This window comes from Verrucosispora sp. WMMA2044 (assembly GCF_027497155.1).
Taxonomy (GTDB): Bacteria; Actinomycetota; Actinomycetes; order Mycobacteriales; family Micromonosporaceae; genus Micromonospora; species Micromonospora palythoicola.
In genome coordinates this window covers 1,972,278-1,988,344 of the sequence record NZ_CP114913.1, presented here as the reverse complement: position 1 = coordinate 1,988,344, position 16,067 = coordinate 1,972,278, and the positions used below count along the sequence as shown (strand labels likewise).

At 71.8% G+C, this 16,067-nt stretch carries 15 protein-coding genes; 1 reads left to right on the top strand and 14 read right to left on the bottom strand.

Annotated elements, in window-relative coordinates; translation table 11 throughout:
* Nucleotides 1-37: 37 nt before the first annotated feature.
* The 12 genes from O3597_RS08940 to O3597_RS08885 form a co-directional block, all read right to left on the bottom strand.
* Entirely contained in the window at nucleotides 38-877 is an 840-nt protein-coding gene (locus tag O3597_RS08940; RefSeq protein ID WP_281603805.1) for an AAC(3) family N-acetyltransferase, read from the bottom strand.
* The gene (locus tag O3597_RS08935) at nucleotides 874-3,177 is read right to left on the bottom strand and encodes an FxsB family cyclophane-forming radical SAM/SPASM peptide maturase (protein ID WP_281603804.1); all 2,304 of its coding nucleotides are present in this window, start codon (nucleotides 3,175-3,177) and stop codon (nucleotides 874-876) included. Before O3597_RS08935 ends, O3597_RS08940 begins: the two co-directional genes overlap by 4 nt.
* A gap of 60 nt (nucleotides 3,178-3,237) precedes the next feature.
* Nucleotides 3,238-3,414, bottom strand: coding sequence for a hypothetical protein (locus O3597_RS08930; protein WP_164448943.1), 177 nt, complete (start codon nucleotides 3,412-3,414; stop codon nucleotides 3,238-3,240).
* A 214-nt stretch (nucleotides 3,415-3,628) separates the two neighbouring features.
* Nucleotides 3,629-7,069, bottom strand: a complete 3,441-nt coding sequence (locus tag O3597_RS08925; protein WP_281603803.1) for a tetratricopeptide repeat protein — start codon at nucleotides 7,067-7,069, stop codon at nucleotides 3,629-3,631.
* Nucleotides 7,066-7,386 carry a CU044_2847 family protein gene (locus tag O3597_RS08920; RefSeq protein WP_164448945.1) on the bottom strand — a complete coding sequence of 107 codons (321 nt, stop codon included), beginning with the start codon at nucleotides 7,384-7,386 and terminating at the stop codon, nucleotides 7,066-7,068. The genes O3597_RS08925 and O3597_RS08920 overlap by 4 nt, the downstream gene beginning before the upstream one ends.
* Before the next feature lie 78 nt (nucleotides 7,387-7,464).
* Nucleotides 7,465-8,202 carry an ABC transporter permease gene (locus tag O3597_RS08915; protein WP_164448946.1) on the bottom strand — a complete coding sequence of 246 codons (738 nt, stop codon included), beginning with the start codon at nucleotides 8,200-8,202 and terminating at the stop codon, nucleotides 7,465-7,467.
* A gap of 9 nt (nucleotides 8,203-8,211) precedes the next feature.
* Complete coding sequence (locus O3597_RS08910) at nucleotides 8,212-9,111, bottom strand: ABC transporter ATP-binding protein (RefSeq protein ID WP_281603802.1); 900 nt, start codon at nucleotides 9,109-9,111, stop codon at nucleotides 8,212-8,214.
* Nucleotides 9,108-9,419 (bottom strand): transcriptional regulator, encoded by a 312-nt coding sequence (locus tag O3597_RS08905; RefSeq protein WP_164448948.1) that lies wholly within the window; start codon nucleotides 9,417-9,419, stop codon nucleotides 9,108-9,110. Before O3597_RS08905 ends, O3597_RS08910 begins: the two co-directional genes overlap by 4 nt.
* Entirely contained in the window at nucleotides 9,416-10,054 is a 639-nt protein-coding gene (locus O3597_RS08900) for a transporter (protein WP_281603801.1), read from the bottom strand. Before O3597_RS08900 ends, O3597_RS08905 begins: the two co-directional genes overlap by 4 nt.
* A gap of 115 nt (nucleotides 10,055-10,169) precedes the next feature.
* Nucleotides 10,170-10,937 carry a cellulose binding domain-containing protein gene (locus O3597_RS08895; RefSeq protein ID WP_281603800.1) on the bottom strand — a complete coding sequence of 256 codons (768 nt, stop codon included), beginning with the start codon at nucleotides 10,935-10,937 and terminating at the stop codon, nucleotides 10,170-10,172.
* Between the two features lie 332 nt (nucleotides 10,938-11,269).
* Entirely contained in the window at nucleotides 11,270-11,833 is a 564-nt protein-coding gene (locus O3597_RS08890; RefSeq protein WP_281603799.1) for a DinB family protein, read from the bottom strand.
* A complete protein-coding gene (locus O3597_RS08885) occupies nucleotides 11,820-12,563 on the bottom strand; it encodes a DUF305 domain-containing protein (protein ID WP_281603798.1) in 744 nt (247 codons plus the stop codon). Before O3597_RS08885 ends, O3597_RS08890 begins: the two co-directional genes overlap by 14 nt.
* Nucleotides 12,564-12,826: 263 nt before the next feature.
* On the opposite strand from O3597_RS08885, the gene O3597_RS08880 reads away from it, so the two are divergent.
* Nucleotides 12,827-14,164, top strand: a complete 1,338-nt coding sequence (locus O3597_RS08880; protein ID WP_281603797.1) for a glycoside hydrolase family 18 protein — start codon at nucleotides 12,827-12,829, stop codon at nucleotides 14,162-14,164.
* 54 nt (nucleotides 14,165-14,218) lie between these two features.
* Here the strand turns inward: O3597_RS08880 and O3597_RS08875 are convergent, their stop codons facing one another.
* Nucleotides 14,219-14,863 carry a response regulator transcription factor gene (locus O3597_RS08875; RefSeq protein ID WP_164448952.1) on the bottom strand — a complete coding sequence of 215 codons (645 nt, stop codon included), beginning with the start codon at nucleotides 14,861-14,863 and terminating at the stop codon, nucleotides 14,219-14,221.
* Entirely contained in the window at nucleotides 14,860-15,963 is a 1,104-nt protein-coding gene (locus O3597_RS08870) for a histidine kinase (protein ID WP_281603796.1), read from the bottom strand. The genes O3597_RS08875 and O3597_RS08870 overlap by 4 nt, the downstream gene beginning before the upstream one ends.
* Nucleotides 15,964-16,067: the final 104 nt, after the last annotated feature.

Here is a 16,067-nt window from a genome sequence, read left to right as displayed (position 1 = left end):
CCGCCGTTCCCCCAACCGTCCACACGTCAGGCGAACATCACGATACGTGAAAGGGCCAACACTCACCAGCGTCGCGATGTTGACGGTGACGGGACAGCCAGCCGACCGCGAAGTCGACCGCGCGGCGCACGGGCATGCTGCGCCCGACCGCGCCGCCGACCCGGCCGCGGACCACCACCGGATCGGGCGACCGCTCCAGCGCCCGGCCGAGCCGGCCGAAGTCGCTGTCGTCGAGATCGAGACCGGTGAAGTCCATTCGCACCCGACGGTCGCCGTCGCGCACGAAGCAGCAGTAGGCGCGGGTCCGCCGCGTCGGCAGCCGGTACTCGGCGAGGTGGTAGGCGGTGCAGACCCGGTGGTCCACCCCCAACAGCAGCACCGTCGCGTCGGCGTCGTACAGGGCGCCCAGCGGAGACCGCTCCCCCAGATGGCAGTCGAGGTCGTGCACCCGCATCAGGTCGGTCGCGCCGGGACCGACGGCGGCGAAGGAGGTCTGCGGATGTCCACTGCGGACCGCGGACGGACTCCGGCGGACCTGCTCGGCGAGTACCCCCATCCCGCGCGACGGCGTGTCCGCGGGATCGAACGCCTCGATCCGGTCGATGTGCCGGGCCACCCCGGCGGGGCTGAGTCCGCTGGTCGCGGCGCGAAACGCGGGACTGGACGTGGAGTTGTGGGCGGTCTGCGCGGGGACCACGACGGCGGCCCGACCGACGACCCGACGCAGCGCGGCGAGCAGGGTCGCCGCGCCGCCCTCCACCGGACCGACCGCCCGCATCGACGCGTGCACCAGTACGTGTCGCCCCGGGGCAAGCCCGACCGCGGCGAGCTGGTCGGCCAGCTCCGTCGCGGTGGCCACCCGCACGGCCGTGGTCACGGTGTCAACGCCGCCGCGAGTCGACGGACGAACCGGTCACCGGCCGGTGTCAACGCACCGCTGCCCAGCAGGGCGTCGGCGGCGTCCGCGGTCCAGATCCGGAACTGCTCGTGGCGCTGGTGCGCCGGGCCGCCCGGTGCCTCCCGGCTGGCCCGCTGCCGCCACATCTCGGTGATGGTGAGGTGCGCGTAGGTGCCCTGGAGCACCCCCTCGACCGGCCGCGGGTCGGATCGCCAGCCCACCGTCAACCGGACGGCGGGGCTGGGTGCGAAGAGGTCGCACAGGTCGAGCAGGGCCCCGAGCACGCTGTGCTGGAACTCATGGGCGATCATCACGGCCGTGGCGGAGGCGTCGGCCAGCGCGACGCCGACCGACGCGAACGCCTGCCGGGCGGTGGAGCTGCGCAGCGTACCGGTCGGGTCGTCGACGAGCGGCACCACCGCCCGCAGTCCCGCCCGTACGGCGGCGGCCTGGTGTGGCAGATCGGCCTCGATGCTCGACCAGGCACCGGCCAGGACCTCACCCCAGCGGGCCAGCGTCGACGCGTCGGGGCGCTCCGCGGCCTTCCAGTCGTGACAGTCCCGGTGCGGGTCGAGGTCCTCGAACAGGATCGTCGTGCCGGCGAAGGCGAGCCGGCGGTTGGCCTGCCAGCGGCCCCCCGTCACCTGCGGCGCCGTGGCGTGGAGATCCCCGTCGAAGGACACCAGGGTCGTACCGGCGGCGTGCCGGAGGCGCCACCTGCCGGGCTCGACGGTCAGGACGGCGGCGCCGGTCACCGGTTCCGGCACCGTCACCGCGCCCAGCGACGGCAGATGCAGCACCCCGGCGCGCATCGGCACGTCGAGTTCCACGTTGGCGCCGGCCCGCACCGCGGCCGCCGCGGCGACACAGGACAGCTGGGCCGCCGCGGCGGAGTCGGTGCCGAGCTGCCGCCGCGCGTCGACCGCCCACACCCGCACGTACGGATGTCGCAGCGTCTCCTCGACCGCGTCGGGCACCTCCCGGTCGAGCCGCACCAACGCCTCCCAGCCGGTCCGTTCGGTGACCGGCGTGCCGTCGGCGACCTCGACGAGCATCGCCCGGGTGATCGCGAGCTGGGACTCGGCGAGGAAGCGGACGGCGTCGGCGTCGGTACGACCGGCGGCGATCCGGTCCAGCAGACCGTCGGGCAGGTCCGTGCCGTCCTGATCGAGAGGTGCGGTGACCGGCACCGGTTCGACGTCGTGTCGGGCGCTCAGAGACACGATCAACTCCTTGAGATCGGCGCAGTAGGCCGACGGGTTGTCGAAGCCGTTGCCCTCTCGGTACCGGTGGGCGAACAGCCCACCGCCGCACTGGGTCACGACCGGACAGGTCCGGCACTGCGCCGACAGCCCGGCCAGTCCGGTCTGCCGGAGCGCGATCTCGGGCAGTCTCGACACCTCGTCGACGGTGTGCGTGAACACGCTCAGGCCGGTGGCCGCGGCCCCGTCGTACGCCGTCTTCAACGAGTCGACCTGCTCCCAGGTGCCGTCGGTCTCGACGACCACCAGGTCCGCGGGATCGAGACCGACCCACTCGCTGCCGCTGTGGCCGCCCGCCGCCGTGGAACGGAGCGAGTCGAACAGCCGGATCGGCATGGGCCGCCCGTCGGCCGTCCAGCGTTCGTGCACAGCCAGCAACCAGTCCGCGTACGGCGTGGCCCGCCCGGCGGGCCGGTACGGCGGATTCGCCCAGGTCGCGTGCGGCAGCAGCAGGTCGAGGCGGGGCGGCCGGACGGCTCGTAACGCCTCGTACACGGCGATGGGGTCATTGCGGACGTCCACCGTGCAGAGGATGCCGGCGAAGAGACGACGATAGGCCGGTGTTCGCAGCAGCCCGATGCCCCGCAGCACCTGGGGGTGGCTGCTGGCACCGTTGGCGAACCGCCGGTGCCGGTCGTTGGCGGCCCGGTCACCGTCGAGGGAGATGCCCACCCGGACGTCGTACTCCGCGAACAGGTCGCAGTACGGCTCGGACAGCCGGACCCCGTTGGACTGCATCAGCAGGTCGAGGTGGCTGACGGGAGTGATCCGTCGCCGCAGCACCGCCAGCACCTGCCGCATGCGGTCGGGTCCGAGCAGCAGCGGTTCGCCGCCGTGCAGGACGACGCTCACCCGCCGCAGCCGATGGGTGGCGGCGTGCTCGGCGATCCGTTCGGCGACCGCCGCCACCGTTCGGGCGTCCATGACCATCGGACGGCCGCGCCAGCTCTGGTCGGCGTGCTCGTAGACGTAGCAGTGGTCACAGGCCAGGTCGCACCGGCTGTGGACCTTCAGCACGTACTGGCTGATGGGCCAGGCCGTCCCCGGTGACCCGCTGGTCGGCACGACGACCGGGGCCTACGCGACGGATCCGAACCGGGCAACCTCCACGCCACCCTCGGCGTCGTCGCGATGACGCAGGACCGTTCGGGTCACGTCCACCGCCCGCGCCACCGGGATCTCACCCAACGGCCGACGTCGCAGCTCGGAGAGCCACTCGGTCATGCTGACTTGCTGGTTCTCGGCAATGTTCATGGTCTTGCTCTTTCTGGGCGGAGCGCGGGCACCACGATCCGGGTTGGATGTTCCATCGATGTTTCGGGGCGGAGCGGCACCGACGGGCGATCACCCCCGACGAACGGCGCAGGTCCTTCCCAGCTCAGCATGATTCCTCAGCATCGGGATGAACATAGTCAATCGGTCGATACTGCCCAGCCCGACATGCCGAGATGTCGGCGGCAGGATGGGATCACCAGGGTGCCGCCGGGTCCAGCGGGCGCAGTCTATACAACAACTCGCGTCCGCCTCGGCTGAGTCTCCCCGAATGTTCGAACGGTTCCAGCGCCTCGCGCGCCTCGGCCAGCGTCGCCGTCCGTGCCGGCTCCGCGAGAACCCGACCGAACAGCAGCAACGACTGCGCCAGCTCCTCGGCCAGCTCCACGTTCGCCGGATCCCTGCCCCTCAGCTCGCGGCGGACGTGTGCCGCCGCGCTGAGCAGCGTCTCCGCGTTGCCGGAGCGCGGCCGGGTCACACCGCCGAGCGCCAGTTCACCGAGTCTGTCGTAGAAGGACGCCAGGTGCCGGGCGAAGTGGATGCTCCCTGGTTCGGCGGCGAGCATCTGCTCGGCCCTGGTCCGACCCAGCCGGTAGAAGCGCTCCGCCGCTTCGCCGTCGCCGCGTTCGGCGGCGAGTGCGCCGAGGCCGGAGTAGAAGAACAGCGCGTCGCGGACGAACCTCGCATTGCGGGGCTCGACCGCGAGCAGATCCTCGGCGACGTCGAGCCCCAGCCGGTAGTGCCGCTCGGCGTCGGCCAACTGGCCCTCCTGCACGGCGAGCTCACCCAGCCCGCCGTGGCACACCAGCAGATCGTGCGAGAACTCGGTGTTGCGCGGCTGCACGTCCCGCAGCCGACGTCGGATGTCCAGTGCCAGTTCGTATCGCCGCCGGGCCTCCGCGAACTGCGTCGCCTCCGCCGCGAGATCGCCCAGACGCTCGTAGGAGACCGACAGGTCCCGGGCGAACGTGACGTTGTCCGGATCGTCACTCGACAGTCGCTCCCGCAACTGGTGGCCTCGTTCGTACAGGTGCCGCGCCTGCGTGGGATCGCCGCTCTCCAAAGCGAGATCACCGAGCACGTCGTAGGAGATGGACAGATCCCGAGCGAATGTCGGATTGTTCGGCTCCTGGGTGAACAGACGCTCGCGGATCTCCAACACCTGCCGGTACAACGCCTCCGCCCGGATCGGGTCGCCCGTCTCACGGATGGCCTCGGCGAGCCGTTGCCGGGACACCGCCAGGTCACGCGCGTAGGCACTGTCGCCGGGATGCGCCCGGTGCAGTCGCTCCCGGATGGCCAGCCCCTTCTCGTACAGCCCACGCGCGAGTTCCGGTTGACCCAGCCAGGCCGCCAGCCGCCCGAGCTTGTTGTACGAGATCGACAACTCCCGGGCGAGGTGGTCGTCGTCCGGCCGCGCCCAGGAGAGGCGCTCCCGGATGCCCAACGCGCGGGTGTAGAGGGCCTCGGCGCGTTCGCTCTGCCCGGAATCCCGGGCCAGGTCACCGATCCTGTTGTACGAGGTGGAGAGTTCGATCATCCTGATGTCGCCGGCCTGCCCGGTCCGGGCCGCCTCCTCCACCTGCGCCTCCACGCCACCGGCGAGCAGCCGTTGCAGCCCGATCGCGAGGTCGAGGTTGCCCGGCCGGTCACCGCCGCCGTGCGCCCGGACCTCTGCCCGGTCGGTGAGGCTGGTGTGCCTGTCGAACAGTGCCGCGGCCACCGCCGTGGCGGCGACGGAGTCGCTGGCCGCCAGCCGGGCGAGCAGGTCGAGGCTCCGAGCGACCTGCCCGTCGTCGGCCAGGTCGAACACCGCCGCGAGCAGTTCACGTCCAGCGTCACGCTGACCGGCCAGGGTCTCGGCGACCAGCGCTTCGCCGAGCAGGTCCGGACGGACGGGATTGACCTGCAACGGCCCGGCGTACAGCGCGGAGAGCCAGAGCACCGTCTCACCCCGCACTGCCGACCTGCGCTCACCGCGCAGCTCGGGCAGGATCTGGAGCAGCCCGTCGGCCTGGTCGCCGTCCTCGGCGCCGGCCAGGCTGGCCAGGGCGACCGCGGCACGGCGGGTCCGCTCGGCCAGTGCCGCCGGCGCCTGCCCGTTCCAGTGGCGCGCCTCGTGATCGAGCGCGCGGTCGACGGGCGGCCGGTCCCGCGCCGCGTCCTGGTCGGACAGCGCGCGGTCGAACGCCTCGAGCAACACCTCCAGCGGCACCTCGTACCGCTTCTCGCCCAGCGGCGGCACCGGGGGCGTCGGCGGCGACTTCTCGCCGAACCAGGCACGCCGGAAAGCCTTGAACGACGCCCCGTACAGATCACGGCGCTCGGCCAGCGGCAGACCACGAATCGCGATCGGGTCTCCGCTGCCGCTGAGGATCGTGCGCAGGGCCGGCTCGGCGCCCTTGCCGAGTTCCCGGACGATGTCCCCGTTGGCCGTGCCACGGGCCGTCGTCCGGGTCAGCAGCACGACCCGTACCGGCGCGAGCTGGCTGGCGTTGCGTCGCAGTTTGTCGAGCAGCTCCCGCAGCGTGTGGATCGCGATCGCCTCGACGTAGTCGATCACGATCAGCCGGGGCAGCGGCAGTCCGGCGACCTCGTGCACCGCGCTGGACAGGGCGGTGAGCTCGGTCCACCGGACGACCAGCCAGCCGCATCGGTCCATGGACCGGCACAACTCGATGGCGTGCCGGGTCTTGCCGGCACCTCCGACGCCGGCGAAACGCCACACCTCCATCGCGGTGGGTCGTTCGCACCACCGCACGGCGTGCGCGAGGTCCTCGTCGCGCAGTCGGTACGGCACCACCCGCGCGTCGGCGAGCAGCATCTCGGCCGGCAGGGAGCCGGGCATCCGGACGAACCCCTCCCAGCTCGGCCGCAGGGCCGCGGCCTCCGGCACCGGTAGGACCGCGTGCCATGTCCGGCGGTCGGCCAGCACCGCTTGCGCCCCGAGCCGCAGCAGATCGCGCCCGTGCGCCACGAGTGCCTCGGGCACACCGGGCAGCTCGCCGAGCAACGCCGAGATCGGTGCCGCCCAGCCTCCCAGGTCACCGTCGCGGTCCCGGGTACCGGTCAGCACCCCGACGACGGCCCGCCGGGTCGGGCACAGCAAGGGTGCCCCGGACAGGCCGGGAGCCGCCTGGCCCGCCTTGAGCCGGAAGAACCCGTCGCCGTCGACCCCCTCGAAGATGAACCGTGCCGGTGCGCCCGGCGGTGGGCCGACCAACTCCCGTGCCGCGAATCCGTAGGCGTGGCAGTCGTCGCCCAGTGGCTCACCGCTGGCCGTCCACACGACAGGGTGTCGGCCCACCCATGGCCGGGTTGGTTTCAGGCGCAACAGCGCCAGATCCGGAAACGGCCACAGGATGGTGCGTTCCGGCGGATCGGAGTGGGCGACCACGTCGGCGGGCACCGCACCGTCACCGACGTCAGCGGCGGCCGGCGTCACATCGACCGCCGTGTGGAAGCCTTGGCGGTCGCGGTCGAACACGACGTGCGCGGCCGTCACCACCCAGCCGGGGGCGATGAAGAAGCCGCTGCCCAGCAACGTCCCGTCCGGCCCGGCCACCCGGACCACGTGCCGGCGCAACTGGCGAGAGTCGACCGGGCCACCGCCGGACGGTTGACCGACCGGGGTCACGAACCGCCTTTCCAGACCAGTGTGATCTTGAAGGTGGCCGCTCCGTCGCCGGCTACGATGAGCCCGGTCAGCGGGCCCGCCTTGGCGGTCAGCGACAGGCCGAACTCGACGGTCGCCTCCGTCGGCTTGGCCTGTTGCCAGGCTCGGGACAGCTCGTCGGCGATGACCTCGACCGTCTCACGGACGCCGTCGAAGGAGAGCAGTCTCGCCGGTGAGACGTTCTCCGGGCCACCGCCGTCCAGCAGTTCCGCGAAGAACTCGACCTCACCGGAGCGGATCGCCTCCACGTGTCTGCGCCGAGAATGATCAGGTTGCATGCGCCACCCCTCGGTACCGAAGTCGACTCACCTTGCATGGTGGCACGCGCGATCACCTCGGTGCCCCGGTGACGTTTCTCAGGAGAAGCGCCGCCCCTCGTCGCGCCGGTACGCCCAGCCGGCCAGCGTCGCCAATCCGACGATCCACACCCCCAGCATGACCATCGAGAGTGGATCGGGCCGGAAGTCGCCAACCGCCGTCCACATCAGTTCCACGGCCCCCCGGGTCGGCAGGAACGGCGCGATCGCCTCGATGAAGGCGGGTGCCTGCCCGGGCGCGGTGAGCAGACCCCCGCCGACGGCCAGGGGGAAGAAGACCAGTTGGGCGACCACGATCGCCGCCTTGCTCGGCAGGGCGTACCCGATGGCGAGCCCCATCAGCGTGAACGGCACCGACACCAGCGCGACGGTGGCGGCGGCGAGCGCGAACCCCGCGGCGGTGGTGTGCGCCTCGGTCAGCAGCGCCGCGATGAGCACCACCGGCAGCAGCGACAGGTAGGTGAGGGTCAGCCCGGCCAGGACCCGGCCGGCGAACCGGGGTGCCGGCCCCACCGGCAGGGTCCGCAGGTACGGATCCCACGGTTGGGCCCGGTCCTCGGCGACGCCGACGCCGTACTGGAAGACGTTCGCGCTGAGCACCGCGAAGGTGACCATGGCGGCGGTGGCGTAGGTGGCCCCGACGGCGTCGTCACCGACGGCCGGTACCACGAAGAAGAGCATCGCGACGGCGGGAAAGAACGCGCTGCCGAACACCGCGACCGGGGTCCGGACGAGTTCCAGCAGTTGGTAACGGGCGTGAGCCAGGGCGTACTGCACGGCGTCTCCTCAGGCGGTGGTCGGTACGCCGGCCTCCGCCGGCCGGCTCTCGGCGGTGATGGTGAGGAACGCCTCCTCCAGCGAGGTGGGTCGGACCTCCAGGTCACGGAAGGACACACCGGCGGTGACCAGGTCGCGGACCAGTTGGTCGGCGTCGCCGGTGAGCAGGTGGATCCGCTCCCGGTCCCGTTCCACACGGACCACGTACGGCAGGGTCGGCAGCTCGTCGGCGGTCAGGCTGACCCGACGCAGGCCGACGACGCCACGAATGGCGGCGACACTGTCGTCGGCGAGCACCCGGCCCTGCCCGATGACCACCACCCGCTGGGCCAGCGCCTCGATCTCCTCCAGGTAGTGGCTGGTGAGCAGGACCGTGCCACCGTCGGCGTGGAAGGCCCGGATCGCCTCCCACAGCGCGTGCCGGGCCTCGACGTCGAGCCCGGTGGTCGGCTCGTCGAGCAGGACCAGCCGGGGCCGACCGACGAAGGCCAGCGCCACCGCCAGTCGCCGCCGCTGCCCGCCGGACAGACCACCGGTCTGCCGCCGGGCGAGATCAGCCAGACCGAACCGGTCGAGCAACTCGGCCCGTGGAACCGGGTCGGGAAAGTGCGCGCCGACGAAGTCGATCACCTCACCGACGCGGAGCGAGCCGGGCAGCCCGGTCTCCTGAGGGGTGACCCCGACCCAGCGGCGGTACGCGGGATCCCGGGGATCGCCGTCGAACAGCAGCACCCGGCCGCCGGTGGGGCGGCGCAGCCCGACGAGCAGGTTGAGCAGGGTGCTCTTGCCGGCGCCGTTCGGCCCGAGCAGACCGACCAGTTCGCCGGCCCGCACGTCCAGGTCCACCCGGTCGAGGGCCAGGACGTCACCGTAGCGTCGGGTGGCCTGTTCGGCCCGGGCGAGGATCATGGCGTCTCCTTGGTGTGGGCGGGCGCCAGCAGCGCCCGGATCGCCTCCGTGTACTCCTCGAAGGCCAGGCGACCACGGCTGGTGAGGGCGATCAGGGTGGTCGGGGTACGACCCCGGTGGGTCTTGGTGACGGCGACGTAGCCGGCCTCCTCCAACCGCCGCAGGTGCACCGAGAGGTTTCCCGCGCTCATTCCCAGCAGCTCCTGCAAGCGCGGAAAGGTCACCTGATCACGATCGGGCAGGGCGGACAGGGAGGCGACCACCCGCAGCCGGGCCTGCGCGTGGATCACCGGGTCGAGTTCGGTCATTGCCGGCCCCGGCGACGCAGCCAGCCCAGCAGCCTGGCGAGCAGCATCCCCCCGCCGCCGGCGACCGCGACGACCAGGGCGTGCCAGCCGGGACCGGCGATGGTGCCCAGCAGGTTGACCACGGTGATCCAGACGCCCAGCAGGAACAGGGTGCGGTCCAACCAGACCGCGCCGCCGGCCATGTGCAGGATGCCGGTCAGGCCCACCGCGAGGGCCGACCAGAGCAGCCCGACGAGGTCCGGCGGGAGGCTGTCGGACAGCCGGCCGGCGAGCACGAAGAGGGTGAGGAAACCGAGCCCCCAGGACCAGCCGTACCAGGCGCCACGCTGAGCGGACTCGCCGGCCACCTGCCCGTACGCCCGCGCGCCGGCCACCGCCGAGACGGCACCCGCGGCGGCCAGCAGGACGAACAACGTGGTCAGCGGCAGCCAGGAGGGCATCTCGACCAGGGGCACGTCACCCGGCGAGAAGTAGAGGAAGTGCAGCCCGAAGCCGATCAGCCAGGCCAGACCCCAGGGCCAGTAGTAGGCACGTGGGTCCGGCTCGAACTGACGCGCGGCGGTCGCCCGCTGCTCGTCGATCAGTCGAAGGGCCGCGGCCGGGTTCTCGGGCGGCAGGTCATCGTCGGCTGTCACGCAAACTACTTTATGACGCAAAGTCAAGCCTGCGGACAGTGGACCCGCCGGTGGCCCGGCGCACCCCGCTGGTCTGCGGACCGGTCAGCGGTCCACAGACCAACGTGGTCGCTTGTCAGCCGGCGCAGGTCGCCGTGATCCCGGACGGCGCCGTGCCGGCCGAGGCGAGCAGCCCGAACGTGGTGCTACCGCCCGGCGCGACGGTGCCGTTGTACGACGCGTTGCGGATCGTGACGTCGGCGCCGGTGCCGTCGGACACGCCACCCCAGACCGACTGGATCCGCTCGTCGCCGGACCACCGCCACCGGACGAGCCAACCGTCGAGTGACTCGCTGCCGGTGTTGCGTACGGTGACCGTGGCAACGAAGCCGCTGCCCCACCGAGCGTCGATCGTCGCCGTCGCGCCGCACCCCGACACCGGTTCGGTCCGCACCGGCCCACCGATTACGTACGGGTCACGCCGGGCCTCGACGTCGCTGAACCGGAACCAGTACTCGGTGTCCGGGGTCAGCCCGTCGAGCGTCACCTGCCCGTTGCGCTCCAGCCCGGTGACCGCCTCGGCCACCGGATTCTGCCAGGTCGCCGCGTCTTCGTAGCTGGCGAAGAGCAGCACGGTCATCGGCAGGTCGTAACCGCAGGGCGGGCCGCTGAACTGCAGGGTGTAGCTGATGGTGACGGTGGTGGCGGTGACCCCGGTGACCCTGCCGCTGATCGGCAGTGCCGGCGGGCACGCGACCGTCGGGGTCGCGGTCGGGCTCACGGTCGTCATCAGGCGTGGCGTCCCGAGTGGGGCGGCCTGGGTGTTGGCGGCACCGGCCGCCGTGACCCCGGCGACGGCGGCCAGGGTCACGGCGGTCAGCACCACGCCGAACGTGCGAAGCATCCGTTACCTCCAAGGGACGGTGGCCGGCCGGGTCGGCTCAGCGCCAACCGACGGCCGGTAGGTCGTCGGGCGCCGGCCAACGGACCGCTGACGGCGTCGTCAGCGGATGTCACGGTGGCGGCACGCGAGAGAGAACTGCCCGGATGCGTGGCACGCACGGCGCGCGCCAACGCCCGTCGAGCGACCGCACCGGCTCCCAGACGCGGTCGACGAGCCGAGTCTCTCAGTCGACGTCCCTCGATACAACCGGCCGATCCGGCGGACCGGACCCGGGCCGGTGACCGGATGTCGAATCAGGACCCGGGCGCCGCAACCGCGTCCGTCACGCGGGATCACCCCATCGACTTGGCACCGTCGATGGCCTCCCGGAGGATGTCGGCGTGCCCGGCGTGCTGGGACGTCTCCGCGATGATGTGCAGCAGCACCCGGCGGGCCGACCAGCGGGCGCCCGGCTCGAACCAGGGCGCTTCCGGCAACGGCTGACCGGCGTCGAGGTCGGCCAGGGTGACGACGAGTTCGTCGGTGCGGCGTGCCACCTCGTCGTACGCCGCCAGAATGCCGTCCAGGGTCTCCCCCGGCAGCATCTGGAACGACTGCGTGTGGCGCTCGTAGGCGCCCGGGTCGTCCGAGCTGCCCATCGCCGTAGGGCCGTTCAGGATGAAGTCGACCCAGTCGCGCTCGGTGTGCGCGACATGCTTGATCACGCCACCCACGCACAGCTCACTCACGGTGCTGCGCTCGGCGGCCTGCTGGTCGGTCAGGCCCCGCGCGGTGTTTCGCAGGAAGAAGCGGTGCTGGCGCAGGGCCTGGAGCAGGTCGGCACGCTCGGCTGGCAGATCGGTTTCGGTCATGGTCGGCCCTTCGTCGGCGGTCAGCCGGATGTTATCGGCCACCACCGACAGTTCCCTGCGCCAACGCCGCGCGCATCCGGCTGATCTCGACACCCTGCTCCACCACGACGCTGCCGGCCATCTCGTTGACGGCCACGTCGGAGCCGAGCGTCAACGCCTCCTTGCCCATGTCGATCGCGCCCTGGTGATGATCGGACATCAACTCGACGAACAGGCGATCGAACTCGGCCCCCCGAGCGGCGGTGAGGCGGTTCAGCGCCGCCGCCGACTGCATGCCGGACATGTCATGCCGATGGTCGCCAGCGGCGTCACGGTCGAGGCCACGGTCGGCCAGCCACGCCTCCAACACCTTGATCTCCGGCCCCTGGGCGGCCAGGATCCGATCCGCGATCGTCTTCAGTTGCGGGTTCTCGCCGCGCTCCGGGGCCAACCGGGCCATCACGAGCGCCTGCTCGTGGTGCGGGATCATCATGGTCACGAAGCGGACGTCGGCGTTGTTGTACGGCGGACGCGGCCTCGCCGACGTCTCGTTCGCCGGCAGCGACGTCGCCGGCTCGCCGGGGCGTCCGGGCATCAGCACCGGCGCGGTGGCGTCCGGGTTCGCCGGCAGCTCGATCGGCGCGGGCGTACGGGTCGTCGCCGTCGGCTCCGAATCGCCGTCCGGCCACCGGAGGGCCAGCGTCGCCCCGACGACCAGCACCGCCAACACCACCAGCTCGATCAGTACCCACCTGCGCGACCGCCTGAGCAGTTCCCGGACCCGTACACCCAGCACCACGTGACTCCCGCCGTCGTCGAGGTTGGCCGGATGTTAGCGCGGGACTGACCTGCGGCGGGAGGGGCGGGACGGCGGAAGGACCGATTGGTCCCACCTGCGGTGGTCGGCACACGCGAGATCCCTTCGTCGTCAGGCGCACCGGGGCTGCTCGGTCCTGTGCGTACACCCGCGCCGGCCCTTGACCGGAAACCCTGATCGGCTTAGCTTCATCGATCAGGAAGGTCTCTTAACTGATTTCGCCCACCCCGCCGGGAGTGCCGATGCGATCGTTGCGTCCCCGCCACCTCACCGCCCTCGTCGTCCTGACCACCCTGCTCGTCGCCGCCGCGCCACCGGCCGCCGCCAAAGCGAGCCCGGGCCGCAGCGACGGGTACCACCGGGTCGGCTACTTCACCCAGTGGGGCATCTACGGCCGGGCGTTCCCGGTGAAGAAGCTCGACACCTCCGGCGCGGCGAGCCGGCTCACCCACGTCAACTACGCCTTCGGCAACGTGAGCGAGGACGGAAGGTGCTATGTGGACGGCGGCCCGGGCGAGGGTGACGCGTGGGCCGACTACCAGCGTCCCGTCCCGGCGCAGGAGAGCGTCGACGGCGTCGCCGACGCCTGGGGCGAGCCGCTCAACGGCAACTTCGGCCAGTTGGCCAAGCTCAAGGCCAAGCACCCCGGCCTGAAGGTGATGATCTCGCTCGGCGGGTGGAGCTGGTCCACGTACTTCTCCAACGCCGCCCGCACCGACGCCTCCCGCCGAGCCTTCGTCGCCTCCTGCATCGACCTGTACCTCAGGGGCAACCTGCCGATCCTGGACGGCGGCAGCGGCGGTCCCGGTGCCGCCGCAGGCGTGTTCGACGGCATCGACCTGGACTGGGAGTGGCCCAACTGGCCCGGTGAGGCCGGCAACGTCATCCGCCCCGAGGACCGGGAGAACTTCACCAAACTGCTCGCCGAGTTCCGCCGACAGCTCGACGCGTACGGCCGGCAGACCCGTCGCCACCACCCGCTGACTGCCTTCCTCCCGGCCAACCCGGCCGCCATGGACGCCGGCTACGAGGGACGCGAGATCTTCAGGTACCTCGACTTCGCCACCGTGCAGGGCTACGACTTCCACGGCACCTGGGAGGCGGTGACCAACCAGCAGTCCGCACTGCGCATACCAAAGGGCGCACCGGACGACCCGGACTTCTCCGTGGAGGTGGCGGTCGACGGCTGGATCGCCCGTGGGGCGCCGCGGCACAAGCTGGTCCTGGGCATCCCCTACTACGGCCAGGGCTGGACCGGCGTCACCGGTGGCAGCGACGGGCTGTTCCAGCCGGCCACCGGGCCCGCTCCGGCCACCCACGCCGCCGGGTTCGAGGACTACAAACAGCTCAAGAACCTGGCCCGGGACGGGTTCACCGTCCACCGCGACCTGCGCGCCGGGCACGCCTGGCTGTTCGACGGCACGACCTTCTGGACGTACGACGATCCGGTGGTGGTGCTCCAGAAGACGCTCTACATCCGCCGGACCGGCCTGGGCGGGGCGATGATCTGGTCGCTCGACGGCGACGACGACCACGCCACCCTGACCAGGACGATCAGTCTGGGACTCACCACCCGATAGCCGTACCGTCCCTCGGCCGCCGTCCCGCACCGGCGGCGGCCGGGCGGTGGGCGCTCAGCCGAGGATGCCCTCGTGCAGCGCGCGGAGCACCGCGTTCGTGCGGTCCCGCGCGCCGAGCTTGGTCAGGATCGTGGAGACGTGGTTCTTGACGGTGCCCTCGGCGAGGAAGAGCACCTCGGCGATCTGCCGGTTGCTGTAGCCGTGCGCCACCAGCCGCAGCACCTCCTGCTCGCGTTCGGTGAGGCCCTGCACCGGTGGCGCCTGCGGTCCGGCCGGGGACGGCCCGGAGCGGATCGCCCGCAGCATCCGGTCGGTGATCGACGGAGCGATGAGCGTGCCGCCGTCGGCGAGCGTACGGATGGCCCGGGTGAGCTGTTCCAGCGTGACGTCCTTGAGCAGATAACCCCGGGCACCCGCGCGCAGCGCGGCGAGCACGAGTTCGTCGTCGTCGAAGGTGGTCAGCACCAGCACCGGGACGTCGACGTTCTCCGCACGTAGCCGTTCCAGCGTCCAGATGCCGTCGAACCGGGGCATCCGCAGGTCGAGCAGGAGCACGTCGGGGGCGGTACGCACGACGACCGGCAGCGCGGCGCGACCGTCGTCGGCCTCGCCGACCACGTCGATGCCGGCGACCTCCAGCAGCCCACGGATGCCCTGTCGGATGAGGGTCTGGTCGTCGACCACCACCACCCTGGTCATCGCGCCGGCACCCGCGCGGTCACCCGGAACCCGTCGCACCCGTCCACGGAGAGCTCACCGCCCAGGGCGGCGAACCGCTCGCCCAGGCCACGCAGCCCGTTGCCGAGCGACGGTTCCGGTGCGCCCCGACCGTCGTCCCGGGCGTCGAGCACGGTCTCCCGATCGTCGCCGGTCACCGAGATCCGCAGGGTACGCGCGTCGGCGTGCCGGATGGTGTTGGTGACGATCTCCTGGGTGGCCCGGACGAACGCCGCGCTGTCGTCCTCGTCGATCCGCACCTCCGGCGACACCTCGATCGTCACGTCGAGACCGGGCAGATCCCGCGTCACCCGGCGCAACGCCTGCTCCAGGTCGGGGCTCTCGGTCCGCAGCTGCCCGACCGTGGCCCGCACATCGCCGAGCAGGTCCCGGGCGACCCGGTCGGCCCGGTCGAGGTGGGTGCGCACGGCCGGACCCTCCAGGTGACGGGCGGTCTCCAGTTCCAGGGTCAGCACGGTCAGCTGGTGGCCGATCAGGTCGTGCAGTTCACGGGAGATGCGCAGCCGTTCCGCCGTGGCGGCCGATTCCGAGAGCAGCACACTGGCGGCCTGCAACTCGACATGCGCCTCGGCCAACTCGCGGCGCATGCGCTGTTCCCGCAGCAGCGTGACCGAGCTGAGCAGCGTCGCCACCTGGATCAGCAGGTAGAAAACCAGAATCATGACGCCGTCGGCCGGGGCCCGGGTCAGCGATGCCGCGCCGAACGTGATCACCAGCGTGTTGGCGATCACCACCGCCAGGCCCACCGGCACCGGCACCACGTACACGCTCACGGCGGCGGTGAGGACCAGCAGCACCGGCAGCAGGCCCAGGGTGGCAGCCGTCAACAGCAGAGCCCAGGCGGCGACGACTGCCCCGGCGAACGCCGCGTACCGCACCAGCCGGGACACCCGGGTGGCGACCGCGCCGAGCAGGGCGACCAGGTAGCCGGCGAAGAGCACGATCCACCAGCCGCGCGCGATCGTGGTCCCGACGGCACCGACGAGGCCTGGACCGGCGACGGCGACCGCCACCACGAGCATCGCGAGGCCGGACCATTCGTCTGTCCCGACGCGTCGCACCGGTCCACTCTAGGTCGGGCCGTGGCCAGCCCACCTGTGCCGGAAGTCATGCCCGCGGGTGATGACTTTCGGGACCCGACACCGGCCGGGAGCGTTCGTAGCCT